17 protein-coding genes are annotated in these 18450 nt (G+C 63.3%); 2 read left to right on the top strand and 15 right to left on the bottom strand.

The window, feature by feature from the left end:
- Positions 1-152 precede the first annotated feature (152 nt).
- The 8 genes from P0D73_RS15600 to P0D73_RS15565 form a co-directional block, all read right to left on the bottom strand.
- A complete protein-coding gene (locus P0D73_RS15600; protein WP_408312782.1) occupies positions 153-1430 on the bottom strand; it encodes a dienelactone hydrolase family protein in 1278 nt (425 codons plus the stop codon).
- A 573-nt stretch (positions 1431-2003) separates the two neighbouring features.
- The gene (locus tag P0D73_RS15595) at positions 2004-2453 is read right to left on the bottom strand and encodes a YchJ family protein (RefSeq protein WP_408431859.1); all 450 of its coding nucleotides are present in this window, start codon (positions 2451-2453) and stop codon (positions 2004-2006) included.
- A 7-nt stretch (positions 2454-2460) separates the two neighbouring features.
- Positions 2461-3591 carry an acyl-CoA dehydrogenase family protein gene (locus P0D73_RS15590; RefSeq protein WP_408431857.1) on the bottom strand — a complete coding sequence of 377 codons (1131 nt, stop codon included), beginning with the start codon at positions 3589-3591 and terminating at the stop codon, positions 2461-2463.
- A gap of 165 nt (positions 3592-3756) precedes the next feature.
- Entirely contained in the window at positions 3757-4434 is a 678-nt protein-coding gene (locus P0D73_RS15585) for an SDR family oxidoreductase (RefSeq protein ID WP_408181140.1), read from the bottom strand.
- Positions 4435-4478: 44 nt separating this feature from the next.
- Positions 4479-5672 carry an acetyl-CoA C-acetyltransferase gene (locus tag P0D73_RS15580; RefSeq protein ID WP_408431855.1) on the bottom strand — a complete coding sequence of 398 codons (1194 nt, stop codon included), beginning with the start codon at positions 5670-5672 and terminating at the stop codon, positions 4479-4481.
- Positions 5665-6441, bottom strand: coding sequence for a carbonate dehydratase (gene can, locus P0D73_RS15575; RefSeq protein ID WP_132376262.1), 777 nt, complete (start codon positions 6439-6441; stop codon positions 5665-5667). Before can ends, P0D73_RS15580 begins: the two co-directional genes overlap by 8 nt.
- A 94-nt stretch (positions 6442-6535) precedes the next feature.
- Positions 6536-8374, bottom strand: coding sequence for a bifunctional isocitrate dehydrogenase kinase/phosphatase (gene aceK, locus P0D73_RS15570; protein ID WP_408431853.1), 1839 nt, complete (start codon positions 8372-8374; stop codon positions 6536-6538).
- 211 nt (positions 8375-8585) lie between these two features.
- Complete coding sequence (locus tag P0D73_RS15565; RefSeq protein ID WP_132376260.1) at positions 8586-8990, bottom strand: MerR family transcriptional regulator; 405 nt, start codon at positions 8988-8990, stop codon at positions 8586-8588.
- 187 nt (positions 8991-9177) lie between these two features.
- Between P0D73_RS15565 and P0D73_RS15560 the strand changes: the two genes are divergently transcribed.
- Positions 9178-10251: an MBL fold metallo-hydrolase gene (locus P0D73_RS15560; protein ID WP_408431850.1), complete on the top strand. Its 1074-nt coding sequence runs from the start codon at positions 9178-9180 to the stop codon at positions 10249-10251.
- Between the two features lie 78 nt (positions 10252-10329).
- Here the strand turns inward: P0D73_RS15560 and P0D73_RS15555 are convergent, their stop codons facing one another.
- The 6 genes from P0D73_RS15555 to argS all read right to left on the bottom strand — a co-directional run bounded on the left by P0D73_RS15555 (position 10330) and on the right by argS (position 17251).
- Entirely contained in the window at positions 10330-11916 is a 1587-nt protein-coding gene (locus P0D73_RS15555) for an ABC transporter substrate-binding protein (RefSeq protein WP_408181145.1), read from the bottom strand.
- A 245-nt stretch (positions 11917-12161) separates the two neighbouring features.
- A complete protein-coding gene (locus tag P0D73_RS15550) occupies positions 12162-12980 on the bottom strand; it encodes a cobalamin-binding protein (protein ID WP_408431848.1) in 819 nt (272 codons plus the stop codon).
- 3 nt (positions 12981-12983) lie between these two features.
- Complete coding sequence (locus P0D73_RS15545; RefSeq protein ID WP_408284031.1) at positions 12984-13763, bottom strand: SDR family oxidoreductase; 780 nt, start codon at positions 13761-13763, stop codon at positions 12984-12986.
- Positions 13764-13778: 15 nt separating this feature from the next.
- Positions 13779-14417, bottom strand: a complete 639-nt coding sequence (locus P0D73_RS15540) for a thiol:disulfide interchange protein DsbA/DsbL (RefSeq protein WP_132376255.1) — start codon at positions 14415-14417, stop codon at positions 13779-13781.
- Between the two features lie 172 nt (positions 14418-14589).
- Positions 14590-15399 carry an SPOR domain-containing protein gene (locus tag P0D73_RS15535; RefSeq protein ID WP_408431846.1) on the bottom strand — a complete coding sequence of 270 codons (810 nt, stop codon included), beginning with the start codon at positions 15397-15399 and terminating at the stop codon, positions 14590-14592.
- A gap of 61 nt (positions 15400-15460) precedes the next feature.
- On the bottom strand, positions 15461-17251 hold the full coding sequence (gene argS, locus P0D73_RS15530; RefSeq protein ID WP_408431844.1) for an arginine--tRNA ligase: 1791 nt from the start codon (positions 17249-17251) through the stop codon (positions 15461-15463).
- A gap of 437 nt (positions 17252-17688) precedes the next feature.
- Between argS and P0D73_RS15525 the strand changes: the two genes are divergently transcribed.
- The gene (locus P0D73_RS15525; RefSeq protein WP_408284039.1) at positions 17689-18015 is read left to right on the top strand and encodes a DUF1840 domain-containing protein; all 327 of its coding nucleotides are present in this window, start codon (positions 17689-17691) and stop codon (positions 18013-18015) included.
- Between the two features lie 146 nt (positions 18016-18161).
- Here the strand turns inward: P0D73_RS15525 and P0D73_RS15520 are convergent, their stop codons facing one another.
- Positions 18162-18371, bottom strand: coding sequence for a hypothetical protein (locus tag P0D73_RS15520; protein ID WP_012431543.1), 210 nt, complete (start codon positions 18369-18371; stop codon positions 18162-18164).
- Positions 18372-18450 lie beyond the last annotated feature (79 nt).

Genomic DNA, 18450 nt, shown 5'->3' with positions numbered 1-18450 from the left:
TCTTTGCCTACTTTCTTTGCGGCATGCAAAGAAAGTAGGTGCCGCCCCGCACAGGGGCAACGCCAATAGACCACCATGAATTCAAGGAAAGGCCAACGCCTCAGAGAACACAGAGAAAAAACACGAGCCGAGCAAGGCAAAACCCTCAACCCTTATTCCCGACTAGCAATAGCCCGCCGCGCATCGGCGCCACCAGCAGCAACTCCACCATCAGCCGTCTGGGAAGACCGATCCCCCCAAACAACCGCATTATTCACCGCATACAACCGGCAAGGCGCGGAAGACTGCTTCTGGCAATTCGCGACCGCGACAGACATCGGGTCATCACCACCTTCAGCCCAGGACCAGGCCCCTGAATCAGAAACAGCAAACGCCCGACTAGGAAACTGATGCAAGAAATTCCGATACCCATTACGCCCGGCTTCATCGACAAACGGCACGGCGTCGACCGCATCGACAGCAGCAAACCCGCTCGCCTTTGGCATGGACGGATCCGACACCCGATACTGCACACCAGTCGGCATCCCCACTTGCGCAAGGAACGCCTCGACAGCCGGCCACCATACGTGCACACCATCGCGATCACCGACCAGACGATGCGCGTCGTTCTTGTAGTTGCCGAAATCCACCATCTTCGCGCTCGCGCCATGCGCGCCATAAGCGGCGTACATGCCCGCCACCAACGGCGCGTTCCAGACCGAATCGTTATCGCCGTACATCCACAGCGACGGCACCTTGGTCTTCTCGCCATACGCGCCGAACGCACGCGTCAGATTGCCTTGCCAGTCACTGCACGCATCCTGCCGCAAGCCGCCCGAGAAATTGATCAGCGCCCGCACGCCCGACGCGGCTTCCGTGCCGTATGCCATCGTTGCAAGACCGCCGTGCGAGGTGCCGGCCACGACGATATGCGTGGCGTCCACGTAAGGCTGCTTCGACATGAAGTCGACCGTCGCGGCGACATCGCCGGCCTGGCCGATGCCGTTCTTTTCGACGTCGCAACCATCCTGCTGATACACGCCGTCCGAGTGGCCGAAACCCTGGCGGTTCGGCGCCACCACCACGTAGCCGCGCCGCACGAATTCGCGCGCGAACGGCAGCGGGTCGCTGCGTTCCTGCGTGTGCGGATCGCCGGGGATCTTGCCGTGGTTGAAAACGATCATCGGAAACGGGCCAGCGCCGTCCGGTTTGTAGATCGTCGTTTCAAGGGTGACGGTGCCGGCTGCGTCAACCGGTACGCGGATGATCTGTTCGTTCAGACCTGCGGTGGGCAGATAGACGTCGTCGTCGAGCGCGATGCGCGGCACGTGCGCGCGGGTCAACGGCCCCGCCTGGGTGTCCGCGAGCGGATCGGCGTGTGCGAGTGCGACAGCGCACGCAGCCGCTGCACAGATCACCGCACACTTCGTCAGAACCTTGCTGAACACCATTCACGCACCTGCCTCAAAAACCTGCCCTGAACACCGTGATGCCTGTTCGTCGAAAGTCATTGCTGACATTTGCCTTTCGGGCAGGTTTTCGACAAACAAAAACACACTCGCGTACGGAGTGCGCCAGAGGCGCACGCACGCTAATCGAGATCGCACGGGATGAACCCAAACGGCCGACGCGACCCCACGCGCCGATGATGAGCGTCACGGCTGCTGCCTGAAACCGCCGCCGGAACCACACTGTCTGGTGTCCGGCAGGGCTTCCTGCGCATTTTGCGGAGTTGGTATGGACCGGCTCTCGCAACGTGACGTCATGAAGCTACAGCCTCATCCTGGCACGACAATTTTGTTTTGTGCAATCAAGGAGAACCCGCGAACCATCAATTGCGGCGTGCTGATTTGCCGCCTCAGGCCGCTCGATGCAGGCCTCGCCGGTTTTTGGCGCAACGAAACAATCAGGCGCGGCGCGGGTCCTGTGGCATCGAGCCAACAAAAAAATGGCCCTGCTATCAGGGCCATATGTGAGCGCGGCGTAAGGACGTTGTGGCGTCTTGTAAGGGGCAGAAAGGGACTTTATTCGCTGACGTCGCCGTCGACATAGCGCCAGCGGCCATCGTCGCCGCGAACGAAGCGGCTCAGTTCGTGCAGCCGGTGTGCGCGGCCGCCCACCTTGTAACGTGCGACGAATTCGACCGTGGCGTGATCGGCGCCGGTTTCAGCGAGCGCCTTGATTTGCAGTCCGAGCCAACGCGGCGCGTCGGGTGCGGCCAGGTCGACGTCGAGATCGGCGGGGCAGGTGTGAGGCGCCCACGTGGCGCGCAGATAATCCGTTGCACCGACAACATACGCGCTATAGCGCGAACGCATCAGTTCAAGGGCGCGTGGCGCCGCTTCGCCGCCGTCGATATAGCGCCCGCAGCACTGCGCGAAGCGCGGCGCCCTGGCGCCGCTGCGCTGGTCGGGCGCGGCACCGCCGCAGGGACACTCGGATGGTCGTTGCATTGCCAACAGTTGCTTATTCATCAGACTTTCAGCCAAGACCGCGCGCGATCAAAATTTTCTGGATGTCGCTGGTGCCTTCGTAGATCTGGCACACGCGCACATCGCGGTAAATGCGCTCGACCGGGAAGTCGCTCAGGTAGCCGTAGCCGCCATGAATCTGTAAGGCGGCCGAACAGATCCGCTCTGCGGCTTCGGAAGCGAATAGCTTGGCCATCGCGGCTTCGGTCAGACATGGTTGGCCGGCGTCCTTCAACGACGCGGCGTGCCAGATCAGCTGACGCGCGGCTTCGAGTTGCGTCGCCATGTCGGCGAGGCGGAATTGCACGGCCTGGTGCGAAAAGAGCGGCGCGCCGAAGCTTTCGCGCTCCTTCGCATAACTCAACGCCGCTTCGAACGCGGCGCGCGCCATGCCGACGCTTTGCGCGGCAATACCGATACGGCCACCTTCGAGCCCCGACAGTGCGATCCGGTAGCCTTCGCCTTCCGCGCCGATCAGGTTCGCGGCTGGCACGCGGCAGTCCTCGAAGATGATCTGCGCCGTATCCGACGAATGCTGCCCGAGCTTGTCTTCCACCCGTGCGACGACGTAGCCCTTCGTATCGGTGGGCACGACAAACGCGCTGATGCCGCGCTTGCCCGCGGCTTTGTCGGTCACGGCCATCACGATCGCGACGTTGCCGTTCTTGCCGCTCGTGATGAACTGTTTGACGCCGTTCAGCACATACGCGTCGCCGTCGCGTGTCGCAGTGGTTCGGAGCGCGGAAGCATCGGAACCGGCTTGCGGTTCGGTCAGGCAAAACGCGCCGAGCATTTCGCCGCGTGCGAGCGGCGTCAGCCAGTCGCGTTTCTGCGCATCATTGCCATAGGTGAGCAGAATGCTGCACACCGGGCAGTTGTTGACGGAGATGGCCGTCGAGGTGCCGCCGTCGCCGGCAGCGATCTCTTCGAGAATCAAAGCGAGCGCCAGCGCGTCCATGCCGGCGCCGCCGTACGTTTCGGGCACCAGCACGCCGTATGCGCCCAGTCCGGCGAGTTGCCGATGCACGTCCTTTGGAAAAGTGCGCTCGCGATCCCACGCCGCCGCATGCGGCGTGATCGCTTCGCGCACGAAGGTGCGCAGCGCGTCGCGGACCATCAAGTGATCCTGATCAAGCACCATGAGTCTGTCTCCTGTCGACCAGAGTTGGCGCTTTAGCGCTTACTCTGGTCCCATGCACCGCTGTCGACCAGAGTTGGCGCTTTAGCGCTTACTCTGGCCCCATGCACCGCAGTCGACCAGAGTTGGCGCTTTAGCGCTTACTCCGGTCCCATGCAAGCTCGTTGCTCACCAGTCGAGCAGCGTGCCGTCGTATTGATAGAAGCGGCCGTTGAACTCGTCGTGCGCGGCCGCGGCCTGCGCCAGCACTTCACGCATGCCGGTGACGCTGCGCGCCGGATCGATCGCCGCCTGGGCGCCGCCCATGTCGGTGCGCACCCAGCCCGGATGCAACGAAACGCACACGGCGCGCTTTGCTTCCAGCGACGCGAGTTTCAGCGCGTCGTTCAACGCCGCCTTGCTCGCCCGATACAGCCAGCCGGTCGTGCCGCTCGCGTCGCCAATGCTGCCCATCTTGCTCGAAATCACCGCGAACACGCCGTCGGCCTCTTCGACGAGCGGCAGCAGGATCGGCATCAATTGCATCGGTCCGCGCACGTTGGTGTGCATGACGTGGTCGAAGTCTTCTGCGGTAATCGTCTCGATGCCTTCCGTGCGCGGGCCGTACACGCCCGACACCAGGATCGCCGCATCGAGCCGTTCACCGTCGAGCTTCCAGCCGAGCGCGGCGATCTCCTCGGGTGCGCTCACATCGAGCGAAAACGTTTCGGCGCCGAGTTCGTTCAACGCGTCGAGCGCGGCGCCGTCGCGCGCGGTGGCGAGCACGCGCCAGCCGCTCTTTTTGTACTGCCGTACAAACTCCTGGCCGATGCCGCGCGACGCACCGACGATCAACACTGTCTTCATCGAATACCCCAGGCCGTCAAAATAAAGCGCTGTGAAAACGCGCGTTACACCAGTTCGATACCCATTGCCGTCGCTTCGCCGCCGCCGATGCACAGCGTCGCGACGCCACGCTTCAGCCCGCGCTTCTTCAGCGCGCCGATCAGCGTGACGAGAATCCGCGCACCCGACGCGCCGATCGGATGGCCGAGCGCACAGGCGCCGCCGTTCACGTTGACCTTCTCGTGCGGCAGATGGTGTTCCTTCATGGCCGCCATCGTCACGACGGCGAACGCCTCGTTGACCTCATACAGATCGACCTCGTCGGCACGCCAGCCGTTCTTCTCGAACAGTTTGCGAATCGCCCCGACCGGCGCGGTGGTGAACTTCGCCGGTTCCTGCGCGAAGGTCGAGTGACCGACCACGCGCGCGATCGGCTCGACACCGAGCCGCTTCGCCGTCGACTCGCGCATCATGACGAGTGCGGCCGCGCCGTCGGAAATCGACGACGAGTTCGCCGCCGTCACCGTGCCGGCTTTGCTGAACGCAGGTTTAAGCGTCGGAATCTTTTCGAGGTTCGCTTTGAACGGCTGTTCGTCGCGATCGATGGTGACATCGCCTTTGCGGCTCTCCACTTTCACCGGCGCGATTTCCCAGGCGAACGAGCCGTCTTCGTTCGCGCGCTTCGCACGATTGAGCGACTCGACGGCAAACGCGTCCTGCGCCTCGCGCGTGAAGTCGAACGACGCCGCGCATTCTTCGGCGAAGGTACCCATCAGACGGCCTTTTTCGTAGGCGTCTTCGAGGCCGTCGTAGAACATGTGGTCGATCACCTGGCCGTGGCCCATGCGCATGCCGCCGCGCGCTTTGGGCAGGAGGTACGGCGCATTCGACATGCTTTCCATGCCGCCCGCGACGATCACGTCGACGGAGCCCGCGGCGAGCATGTCGTGCGCGAACATCGCCGCGCGCATGCCGGAGCCGCACATCTTGTTCACCGTGGTGCTGCCGGTGGCGAGCGGCAAGCCGGCGCCGAGCGCGGCCTGACGCGCGGGCGCCTGGCCGAGGCCGGCGGGCAGCACGCAGCCCATCACCACTTCGTCGATCTGATCGGGCTTCAGGCCCGCGCGCTGCACGGCCGCCTGGATCGCCACCGAGCCCAACTGCGGTGCGGTCAGTGCGGCGAAGTCGCCTTGAAATGCCGCCATTGGCGTGCGAGCCACGCCTACGATGACGATCGGATCACCTTTTGTCTCACTCATGTTTAAGCTCCTTGATTACGCCTTCGACGATAGCCGGCACGTCGCCGAGCTGCGCCGCATCGGCGGCGACCACGTCGTTCTCTGCCTTGTGCGCGCCGCTCGCCGACACCGCCGCGACGCACTTCTGATAGGTTGCATCGAGCGCGGCCGGCTCGCTGATCGTCATGCCGAGGTTGCGCACCTTGCCGTCATGCACGCCGTACGCCCAGCCGTGCACCGTCAACTCCTGGCCACGCGCCCACGCATCGTTGACGATGGTGGTGCGGCACACGTTCATCACCTGTTCGATCGCGTTCAGTTCGACCAGCCGCCGGTGCCGAACCTCGCCGAGCGGCCATTCCTCGATCAGCGCCGCATGCTTGGTGCGCACGTCCTGCACGTGATGCAGCCAGTTGTCCGCGAGACCCACGCGACGGCCATGCAGCGCCGCGCCGACACCCGAGCAGCCGTAGTGGCCGACCACCATGATGTGCTTGACCTTCAGCAGATCGACGGCGAACTGGATCACCGAGAGACAGTTCAGATCGGTATGCACCACTACGTTGGCGATGTTTCTGTGCACGAACACTTCGCCCGGCGGCAAGCCGATGATCTGGTTCGCCGGCACGCGCGAATCGGAGCAGCCGATCCACAGATACTCGGGCGTCTGCTGATGCGCGAGACGCGAGAAATACTCGGGGTCTTCGGACAACTTGCGGGCGACCCACGCTTCGTTGTTGTCGAACAGATGTGAGAGCGGATTGTCAGGAGTGGAATCGTTCGTGTTCATGTTGCGTCTTGGCGGTTGCTCGACCGATTGACCGGTCGATGTCGTTACATAAGGTTCGGACGAGGCAGTCAACGCTGCCGGGTGCGTATGAGCTTCACGCCACCCGCACGCTGCGCTCGTCGGCTGGCGCGGCCGGCGCGGGCGATGCGCGGCCGGCGGCATCGGCAAAGCGTTCCGGATAGCGGTTGCAGAAGCGCACGCTGTCGTCGTACGGGAAAAAGTCGGGCAGTTCGCCTTTCAATAGATGATCCTTGTGCCGTTGCCATAGCGCAGGATCGAAGAAGTCCGCGTGATGCTGCATGAAGGAACGGCGCACGCGTGGGTCGCCGAGCAAAAATGTGCCGTACGTTTCCGGGAAGATGTCGTGCGGGCCGACGGAGTACCACGGCTCGCCTGACATTTCATCCTCCTCGTTACGCGGCGCCGGCACCGCGCGCACGTTGCAGTCGGTCAGATATTCGATTTCGTCGTAGTCGTAGAACACGACGCGGCCATGACGCGTCACGCCGAAGTTCTTGTACAGCATGTCACCTGGGAAGATGTTCGCCTGCATCAGTTCCTTCACCGCGTTGCCGTATTCCTTGATGCCGTGCTCGACGTCCTCGTCGTTGCCGTTCTGCAGGAACAGGTTGAGCGGCACCATGCGGCGCTCGATATACATATGTCGAATCACCAGGTTGTCGCCGTCGTATTCGATCAGCGACGGCACTTCCCTTTCGAGCTCGCGCACCAGCGCGTCGTCGAGGCGAGAGCGGGGCAACGCGACGCTCGAATATTCGAGCGTATCGGCCATGCGGCCCAAACGGTCGTGCCGTTTGACGAGCTGATACTTGCCCTGGATCTGCGCACGCGTGGTTTCCTTAGGCGGCGGGAAGTTGTCCTTGATCAGCTTGAACACGTACGGAAACGACGGCAGCGTGAACACCAGCATCACAAGCCCCTTGATGCCGGGCGCGACGATGAACTGATCGCTCGAATGCGACAGATGGTGCAGCAGGTCGCGATAGAACAGATTCTTGCCCTGCTTCTGCAAACCCACCGACGTATAGATTTCCGCCTTCGGCTTGCCCTGCATGATCGTGCCGAGAAATTCGACGTACGCGGACGGTACTTCCATGTCCACCAGAAAGTACGAATGCGAGAAGCTGAAAATGATCAGCAACTGGTCGCGCTTGAGCAGCACCGTGTCGAGCGCGAGCACGCCCGGCGTTACGTGACGCAAGGGCACGGCGAACGGCAGCAGCAGATCGCCGTTGATGATCCGTCCGACGATATATGCCGACTTGTTCCGGTAAAACAGCGACGAGAGCACGTGAATCTGGAAGTTGGCCGCTTCGTCGAACACGCCGAACGCGTCGTGGATCGCTTGCATCACGCAGCCGGCGTCGCGCGTCAGGTCTTCGAACGGCGGCTCCAGCTGGAAGTTCGTGACGATGCGTTCGAGCGTCGCCGCGAGCCCGTCCTTGCCGGGATAGTATGCGCGGTAAGTCGGCTTCGCGGCCGGCTCGTCGTTCTCGATATATTCGGTCGAGATGGCCGGGCGCACGAAAATGAAGTCGTTGTTGAAGTACGAGCGGTGCAGGATCTTGCAGCACACCGAATTGAAAAACGTTTCCGCGCACTCCGGCTGGCGGTGCGTGGTCAAAAGGCCGATGTAATGCAGCTTGATCTGCTGCCACACTTCGCTGTCGATTTTTTCCGCGTCGTATTCGTCTTCGAGCAATTCGACGCATTCGTCGACGCGCTCGTCGTATGAGGTAATGCGATCGCGCGCGAGCTTCTGCAGACCGTGCCAGTCGGCCTTTTCAAAGAGCGTTTTGGCATGGATCGCGGCGTCGCGAAAGATCCGGTAATGCCGGTCGAATCCTTCGAGCATCGTCTGCGCGAGGTCAAAGCCGATTTGCGACGACAACAGTTTGGGGAAGTGATTCATGTCGACCGTGCATTCGTCTCATGTCGTGAAGACACCCGTGATTGTATCGTTCGGGTGGACCCGCGACGCATCGCGCCGCTCGACTCGTGCCCTGGCGCCTTCGCGCGTTATCAGGCGTTCGCCGACTTTCAGACTATCTCCGCTCAATGCCTCAGTTTGGCATGCCTTAACAGACGTAACTTTCGACAAAAAATATTTCGCCGAGCGCCGTTCATGCCGGTTTGGCTTCGCGCGTGCCGCTTTCCAGCAACGCGCGCGCCTGGGTTTCGTATTGCGCGAGGTCTTCGAGCGTCGCGTTCAGGTCCTCCAGTTGGCGCTCCAGCACTTCGCGATGACGCGCCACCGTGGCGAGGAACGCATGCAACTGCGGCACCGTGTCGGTGGGCGACTCGTACGCGTCCAGCAGATCGCGAATCTCCGACAACGTGAAGCCGAGCCGTTTGCCGCGCAACGTGAGTTTCAGACGCGTTCGATCGCGGCCCGAATAAACGCGCCGCAAGCCGCTCGATCCTTCGCGGCTCGGTGAGAGTAAACCCTGATCTTCGTAGAAGCGGATGGCTCGCGGCGTGACGTCGAATTCCCGCGCGAGCTCGGTGATCGTGTATTGCGTGTTCATCGGGGCATTCCGTGGCCGGGCAGAAAATCGGATTGAACGATAGAATCGACGTTTACGTTATCGTCAACTTGAGTTGAACGCAACCAGGCGCAGTACGGCGGCGGTACGTCACTCGCACGCCGCAACCACGCCGCCCGGCATCGCACACCTCGCCATGCCGGACGGCCGACGGAGGAAGACACCCACAATGAATGCACTCGAACATCAACTCGACTACCCGTTCAGCGACACCTTGCCGGACGCGGGCCACGCGATGGAAGTCGCGCCAGGCGTGTTCTGGTTGCGCATGCCGCTGCCTTTCGCTCTGGATCACATCAACCTCTGGCTGCTACGCGACGAGATCGACGGCCAGCAGGGCTGGACGGTGGTCGATTGCGGCATCACCTCGGATACGATCAAGGAGAACTGGGAGAAAGTGTTCGACTCGGTGCTCGACGGCCTGCCGGTACTGCGCGTGATCGTCACGCATTGCCACCCCGATCACATCGGCCTCGCGCACTGGATCTGCGCGGGTGGCGACAAGAAGCGCTGGGACGTGCGGCTATGGATGACGCTCGGCGAATACATGCAGGCGCGCGTAATGGGCGCCGGCGACGGCTCGAATGCGGGCGGCGAGGGCGCGGCGCGGCACTTCGCGCGGCACGGCGTGACCGACGAGGAATCGCTCGAGAAACTGCGCAATCGCAAGAGCTACTATGCGAGCCTCGTGCCGGCGATTCCGGGGCAGTATCGCCGCTTGCGCGAAGCCGATGGCGTGAAGATCGGCGGCAAGACCTGGCGCGTGGTGACCGGCTTCGGCCATTCGCCGGAGCACTGCGCGCTGTTCTGCGAAGAGACCGGTGTGCTGATTTCGGGCGACATGGTGCTGCCGCGTATCTCGACTAACGTGTCGGTGTTCGATATGGAGCCGGAAGGCTCGCCGCTGGCGCTGTATCTGGAGTCGCTCGGCCGTTACGAGACGATGCCGGAAGACACGCTGGTGCTGCCGTCGCATGGCAAGCCGTTTCGCGGCGTGCGCACCCGCATCCGGCAATTGCGCGAGCATCACGACGCGCGTCTGGCCGAAGTGCGCGAGGCGTGTGCAGAGAAACCGCAGAGCGCCGCTGATATCGTGCCGCTCATGTTCAAGCGCCAACTCGATATCCATCAGATGACGTTTGCGATGGGGGAAGCGCTGGCGCACTTGCATCTGCTGTGGCTTGCGGGTGAGTTGAAGCGTAAGCAGGATGCGGATGGTGTGATTCGGTTTTCGCCGGCGTGAATGCGGTGGTGTATCGATGAAAAAAGCCCGGTGCTTTCGCAACCGGGCTTTTTTTCACAGGTTCAAACGCGAAGGCGATTACTGCACCGACACCGCCCCAAAGTTCTGCCGTCCAAACGGACTCACGTGATAACCGCTCACGTTCGTGCGCGTGATCGCCGCCGCAGTCGGATACCCGAGCGGAATCCACAGCGCCTGGTCGTGGATGATCTGCTGCGCCTGTTCATATGCCTTCGCGCGCTTGGCCTGATCCGGCGTTGCCTTGCCGTCGGCGATCAGCTTGTCCAGATCCTGGTCGCAGAAGCGCGCGAAGTTGATCCCCGACTTCACCGCGTTGCAACTGAAGAGCGGCGACAGGTAGTTGTCCGGGTCGCCGTTGTCGCCGGCCCAGCCCATGAAGAGTGAATCATGCTGGCCTTGCTTGGCCTGCTTGATCAACTCGCCCCATTCGATCACCTTCACGTCGGCCTTCACGCCGATCTTCGCGAAGTCGGCTTGCAGCAGTTCGGCCCCGGCCTTCGGATTCGGATTCAGCACGCTGCCGTTCGGCCGCACCCAGATCGTCGTTTCGAAGCCGTTGGGATAGCCCGCGTCGGCAAGCAGCTTCTTCGCCTTCGCCGGGTCGTATGGCCAGCCCTTCACGGCCTTGTCGTAGCTCCACGTGTTCGGCGGATACGGGTTCACGGCCGGTGTCGCCGTGTTGTCGAACACGGTCTTCAGATACGTGGTGCGGTCGAACGCCATGTTCAGCGCGGCGCGCACCTTCTGGCTGTCGAGCGGCTTCTTCTGCGTGTTCAACGCGACGAACGCCGTCATGAACGCGGGCGTCTGCACGATGGCGAGCGACTTGTCGCCCTTCGCATCGGCGAGATCCTGCGGCTTCGGCGACAAAGCGATCTGGCATTCACCGGCCTTCACTTTTTGCGCCCGCACCGTGGCGTCCGGCGTGATCGCGTAGATCAGACGGTCGATCTTCGGCTTCGGGCCCCAGTAGGTCGGGTTCACGTCGTAGCGGATGACCGCGTCTTTCGTATAGCTCTTCAGTTCGAACGGACCGGTGCCGATCGGCTTCGAATTCAGATCGACCTGCTTGCCGGCCTTCAGCAACTGGTCGGCATATTCGGCCGAATAGATCGAGGCGAAACCCATCGTCAGGATCGACACGAAGGTCGCGTCGGGCGCGTTCAGCTCGAACTTGACGGTGTTGTCGTCGACCTTGCTGATCGACTTGATGAGCTTCGGCAGACCCATCGACTGCGCATGCGGGAAGCCGCTCGCGCCCGTCACCTTGTGCCACGGATTGCTGTCGTTGAGCATGCGGTCGAACGTGAAGACGACGTCGTCGGCGGTAAGCGGCCGGGTGGGCTTGAAGTAGTCGGTGGTCTGGAACTGCACGTTCGGGCGCAGATGGAACGTGTAGGTGAGGCCGTCGGCGCTCACGTCCCACTTGTCGGCCAGCGCCGGCACCACTTTCTTCGTGGCCTCGTCGTACGAGACCAGCGAGTTGAAGATCACGTCGGCCGACGCATTGGTCGTGACGAGCGAATTGAACTGCACGACATCGAAGCCGTCGGGGCTCGACTCGGTACAGACGGTCAGCGGTTTGGCGAGCACGAGCGCGGGCGCCGTGAACAGTACGGCGGCTGCGAGCAGTTTGAAGCGCATAGGATCTCCCATAACAAGCGCAGTCAGGCAGTGCGTCTGGTTGTGTGGTTATGTTCCGTTGACGAGGGACGGGCGGCCTTGCGGCGTAGCCGTCGTCTTTATTGTGATACGTTTCCGGCGCTGGCGCATGGGTCGGGCAATGCCGCCTACGCGCGCGTCGGCCTTCGCGAAAGCTTATCGAAGGGTGGTTGCGGCGACAACAACATAATCCGCATATTCATATGGAGCGGGCAGCGGGCTTGCGCTCACGCCGTCGCCGCGTGTCGCAGCAGATAGGTGACGCCTTCAATCGCGCGCACGCCGTACCACGACACCATTTCCCCATCGATCAACTCGATGCGCTTGCCGGCCAGTCGCGGATCGCGTTTCAGCGCGTCGCAATGGACCTGCGTGAAGCGATACGGCTCGCTGGAGAGCAGGATGCGGTCGACCTGGGCGAGCCACGGCGCGGCGTCGAAGTCGAGTGTCGGGTAACGCGCGGCGCCTGCCGCACCGCCTTGCACGTCCGGCAGCGTGTGCCAGTTCACGAGCCGCAGCATCGTCGAGATATAGGTGTCGCGCGCCACTGTCATCCACGGCTCGCGCCAGATCAGATACAGCACGTTTTGCGGAGTGAACGCGCGCGCCGTCGCTTCGCTCAGACGGGCTTCGAGCGCATCGCTCAGGCGCCGCGCTTCCTGGGCGCGATCGAAGATCGCGCCCAGCAGCGTATAGAGCGCCAGATTGTCCTGCGGTGTCCGCGGATGTGTCACGACGATATGCGGCACGAACGCGCGCAATCGCTCGACGGTATCGCGCTCGTTTTCGTCGATATTGACGATCAGATGGGTGGGGCGCAACGCACGAATGGCGTCGAGATTCACGGCCTTGGTGCCGCCGACCTTGCGTACCTGCCGCACCTTGTCGTGAGGATGCACGCAAAAGCCGGTGCGGCCGACAATCTGGCTGTCGAGTCCGAGCGCGAACAGCAGTTCGGTGATGCTCGGCACCAGCGAAACGATGCGCGCTGCGGCGCCCGCTGGTTCGTGCGCGACGCCGGCTGCATCGACCGCACGAGGTTGCATGAGTTACTCGGCTTCGGCGGTGGCGCGCGGCTTGCGCGGCGCGCGTTCGAACGCGCGGTCGTAGAGCCAGCGCGGCAGCACGTGCAGCAGCATGGCCACCACGCGCATCTGCCAGGGGAACACCGCGAATGCCGTTTGACGCTCGATCGCCTGCGCCACCTTCACCGCGAAACGATCGGCGTCCATCAGGAAAGGCATGGTGTACGGATTGTGCTCGGTCATGGGCGTGCGGATATAGCCGGGCGCGATAGTGACCACGCCGACATCATACGGTCGCATTTCAACGCGCAACGCTTCCAGATACTTGAGCGCCGCCGATTTCGACGCGCTATACGCGCCAGAGCCCGGCAAGCCGCGCACGCTCGCGACGCTGGCGATACCGACCAGCGTGCCGCGTTTTGCGGCGCTCATCGCGGCGGCGAACGGCTCGAAGGTGGCGACCATGCCGAAGTAATTGATGTCCATCACTTCGCGGAAGGTGCGCAGATCGCCGTGACCAGTGACCGCGCCGCGGCTGATGCCGGCATTGGCGATCACGACATCGGGCAAGCCGTGCCGCGCGATGAACTGCGCGGCTGCATCGGCGAGCGCTTCGGCGTCGCGAACGTCGACGGAATAGATGGAGACGGTGTTCTGCGGATGGGACTGCTGGAAGGCGGCGAGAGCGTCGCCGCGGCGGGCAACGAGGCCGAGAATCGCGCCGCGCCGCGCATATTCGGCGGCGAGCGCGAGGCCTATGCCACTCGATGCGCCGGTAATGAAAACCTTCAGGGGTGAACTCATTCCGGCGCCTCGGCTTTACATCTTCTTGGCGCGGACCTGCGCGACCAGGTAGTCCAGCACCTGAATCGTGCCCGGCAGGCTGTTGGTCGCAGCCGGGCCGGTTTCATACTTGCCCTGCACGGCCAGCGTCGGCACGCCGTCGATCTTGTAGTCGTCCAGCAGCTTCTTGTCCTTCTGCAGCGCGCTTTGCGTCGAGAACGAGTTGTACGCGTCCATGTACTTCTTCGGATCGACGCCGTTCTTCGCGAGGAATTTGGCCTGATCTTCCGGCGTCAGGAGGTAGTCCTTGTTGACGTGGATTTCATTGAAGACCTTCGGCGTGAGCTGCGCTGCCAGGCCGAGCGCGTCGAGCGCGTGATACATCTTGGAATGTGGAATGAAGTCGTCACGGAAGGCGACCGGCACGCGCTTGAACACCACGTCCGGACCTTGCTTCTTCACCCACGCTTCGAGGTACGGGTCGAATTCATTGCAGTGCGGGCAGCCGTACCAGAAGAATTCGGTGACTTCGATCTTGCCGGCCGGCACGTCGGTCGGCTGCGCGGTGGGCAGCACGGTGAAATCCTTGCCCGACACCGGCGCGGCCGGCGATGCCTGTGCCGAGGCTGCAACGAGGCCCAGCGAGAGGAACAGAATGCTCAGCAGTTTCTTCATGTTGTGTTGACCCAAGTAGGCGTAAAACGGTGGCGCCACGCAAATGCCCGTCACCGTCTTCAAGATTCGGCGTTGGACGGTTTGAACCGTCCGTCGTGTTTGTGACACGCGCCGCACGCCGATAGTTCGGCGGCGGCGCGTTCCGGCAAATCACCGTAGGTTTATTGTTGGCTTATTGCTTCGTGAAGCGGATCACTGCGGTATCCACGCCCGCGTCCGACAAACGCTGACGGCTCGAATTCATATCTTCGAACTTCGAGAACGGCCCGATGCGCACGCGGAAATACGTGACGCCGCCGGCATCGCGCTGCGTGACTTTCGATTCGAACCCCTGGAAGGCGAGACGCGCGCGCTGCTGTTCGGCATCCGCCGAGGTCTTGTACGCGCCCACTTGCAGGAAGTAGCCGGTGTTGGCATCGCCCGGCGCCGGCGCCGCGCCCGAACCGGGCTTGGCGTTGGCGGCCGTGGCGGACGAACCGCTCTTCGGCGCCGAACCTGCCGCGGTGGCGGCGGGTGCGCTGGAGGCTTGCGGCTTCTTCGCGGGCGCGGTGGCCGTGCCGTTGCCGTTATCCTGCGCGGGCTTCGGCGCAACCGCCGTGCCGTTCGCGTTGCCGTTGGCGGGCGGCACTTCGACGATCTGCGGTTCTTCCAGCATGCCCGACTGCGTCTGCGAGTTGGTCTGGCCCGGCGCGGTGTTCGGCGGCGCCGGCTGCGCGGCTTGCGGCACCGGCTGGCCCGGCGTCTTGCCTTGCAGCGGGCGGTTCGGGTCGTACTGCGGCTGGCTCGCGCCCGAATCGGGTGCCGCCGGCGGCGCCACCTTCGAGACGAAGGGCGTGGGCGCACGGGTGATATACAGCGCCACCACTACCGCGATCGCAAGGCCGACGATCAGGCCCAGCACGATGCCGAGAAAAGTCCCCCCGGTTTGTTTCGATTGCTTTGTTGTGCGGCGTGGTTTTGCCATTGTATGAATCACCTGCAAAAAGAATCCTGGAACGGCCGTCGATTATAACGACGGCCGCATGCATGTTGCGCCGGAGGACTTACATCTTGACGGGAGCGGAGACGCCGATCGTCGCGAGACCGTTGGCCAGCACTTGACGCGTGGCCGCGAGCAGCGCGACGCGTGCATTGCGCTCGGCCGCATCGTCGACCAGCACGCGCTCGGCTCTGTCATTGTAGAACGAGTGGAATTCCCCGGCGAGGTCGCGCAGATAGAACGCGACGGCGTGCGGCGCGAGTTCGTCGGCGGCATGTTGCAGCATGTCCGGGAATTCGGCGAGCTTGTTCAGCAGGGCCATCGCGCGTTCGCTGGTGAGCGGCGAGACGTCCACGTCAGCCAGCGTGCTTTCGTCCGTGCTGTAGCGCGCCTTGCACTCGGCGATGACCGAGCAGATCCGCGCATGCGCGTACTGCACGTAGTGCACCGGATTCTCGTCGTTCTGCTTCAGCGCGAGGTCGATGTCGAACACGAATTCCGTATCGGCCTTGCGCGAGATCAGGAAAAAGCGCACCGCGTCGCGGCCACGGCGAATCGTTTCCTCGTCGATCAGATCGACGGCGGCTTCCGAGCCCGGCGTCGCGCCGCCCGACCATTCGATCAGGTCGCGCACCGTCACGTAACTGCCGGCGCGCTTGGAGATTTTCACCTCTTCGCCGTTGCGCATGACCGTGACCATCTTGTGCAGGATGTAGTCGGGATAGCCCTTCGGAATGCCGATGCCGAGACCCTGCAGGCCGGCGCGCACCCGCGCGATCGTGCCGTGGTGGTCCGAACCCTGAATGTTGATGACCTTGGTGAAGCCGCGTTCCCACTTGGCGACGTGATAGGCGACGTCCGGCACGAAGTACGTGTAGGTGCCGTCGCTCTTGCGCATCACGCGGTCTTTGTCGTCGCCGTCGTCGGTGGTGCGCAGCCACAGCGCGCCTTCCTGCTCGTAGGTCTTGCCGGCGGCGATCAATGCGTCGACGGTTTTCTCGACGCGGCCTTCCTTGTACAGCGACGACTCCAGGTAGTACTGGTCGAACTTCACGCCGAACGCCTGCAAGTCCATGTCCTGCTCGCGGCGCAGGTACGCCACGGCGAAACGGCGGATCGCTTCGAGGTCTTCGACGTCGCGCGCGCCGGTGACCGGCTCGCCGTCGCTCGCGGCCACGGTGGCGCCGCTCAGATAGTCTTGCGCGATCTCGGCGATGTACTCGCCGTTGTACGCCGAAGCTGGCCAGCCTTCGTCGCCGGGGGAGAGCCCGCGGGCGCGTGCCTGAGTCGACAGCGCGAGCGTCTGGATCTGCACGCCGGCGTCGTTGTAGTAGAACTCGCGATGCACGTCCCAGCCTTGCGAGGCCAGCACGTTCGAGAGCGCGTCGCCGAGCGCGGCCTGACGGCCGTGGCCGACGTGCAGCGGGCCGGTCGGGTTCGCCGAGACGAATTCGATCAGCACATGCTTGCCGGCGTCGCGTTGCGAACGGCCGAAGGCCTCTTTCTCGGCGAATACGGCGGCGATCACCGCCTGCTTCGCAGCGGACGCAAGGCGCAGATTGATGAAGCCGGGGCCGGCCACTTCGGCGGCTTCGACGAGGCCTTGGGCCTGCGGTTGCGCGAGCAGCGCGTCGACGATCTGTTGCGCCAACTGGCGCGGATTGGCGCGCAGCGGCTTGGCGAGTTGCATCGCCACGTTGCACGCGACGTCGCCGTGCGCGGCGACCTTGGGGCGCTCCAGCGTGATGGTGGGCGACACGAACGCGGCTTCGGCCGCGCCTTGCGAGGCGGTCGCGACTTGCTTCACCGTGTCGGCGAGCAGTGTTTCGAGGGTATGTTTATGTGCAGGCAGCATGCTTGTTGCGAGTCCAGTGAGGCAATCCGGTGATGCGGGAGAGGCGCCGGCCGCGCGGCAGGCGCGGCCGGTTCGTCAGAAGCGTGGAAAGCGGCATGCATCTGCCGAAGCGCAGCGGTCGCAATGGGTGCGGTATCAGGCACGTTGCCTGCAACGCATCGAGTGCGGTGCGCGGCGGCTTGCCATGGCGTTGGCTGGCGCGGCATGCGGGTTGCGCCCAACCGGCCGAGCCACGCTACCTGTGGCTTCGCCGCGCGCGGCGCATTGCGGCACGCTTTTCCGTCCAGACGGATTTTAGCAGGTGCTAATATGTTCAATGAGATGCCCAACAAGGGCCGTGGCCGCCGCGCCTGATCGGCGAGCCAACGTAACGCGCGCTGGCTGCCGCCTTTGAGCCGCTCGCGCGCCAATCCAACATAACGAAAAAGGGAACAGTCATGTTGATTACTTTCAAATGCCGAGCCAGCCCGGACGTGATGATGCTGGAAAACCTTGCCCAGTACCTGGTCGGCATCGTCGGCAAGCGGCTGGGTCAACGCGGCGTCATCACTCACGACGAACTGGCCCCCGCCATCGAGAAACTCGAGGCAGCGATTTCCGTCGACAAGCAGGAACGTGCCGAGCACGACGGCCATTTCCACGAAGGCGAAGACGGCCACGAGCATCACGAGATTCCGCCGGGACTCGCGCAGCGCGCGTATCCGTTCCTCGACATGCTGCGCGCGGCGCAGAAGGAAAACGCGGATATCGTCTGGGGTATCTGAGCCGGCGCTGAACCGCTGTGCGCGGCGCTTTAGATAGAGCCGCGGCGCCCGGCGGCGCGAACCTTGCGCACCAACGAAAAGAGCCCGCTCGATGCGGGCTCTTTGTCGTTCAGAGATTCAGACCGACCGGCGCTGCCGTACTGTGCTTACTGGCTGGCGGCGTCCGCCGGCGCGGCCGCGGGAGCCGACGCACCCTTCTTCGCTTTCTGTTTCTTCGGTTTCTTGACGTGTTTCACCGTGGGCGGCGAATACGAACTGACCGAGCTGGAACCGCCAGGCGCGGCGGGCTGGGCCAGCGCCGCCGTGGCGCCCAAGGCAAGCGAAACAGCGGTCAACAACAGCGTCAGCTTCTTCATACGATTTTCTCCGTTGACGATTGCAATTAGTAAGCCGACGCGTTTTGGCCGCGTCTGGCGGGGTCAAGCCGCCTCAGTC

It is taken from the genome of Paraburkholderia sp. RL18-101-BIB-B (genome assembly GCF_046026985.1).
Classification (GTDB): Bacteria; Pseudomonadota; Gammaproteobacteria; order Burkholderiales; family Burkholderiaceae; genus Paraburkholderia.
This window is presented reverse-complemented; position numbering and strand designations above follow the sequence as displayed.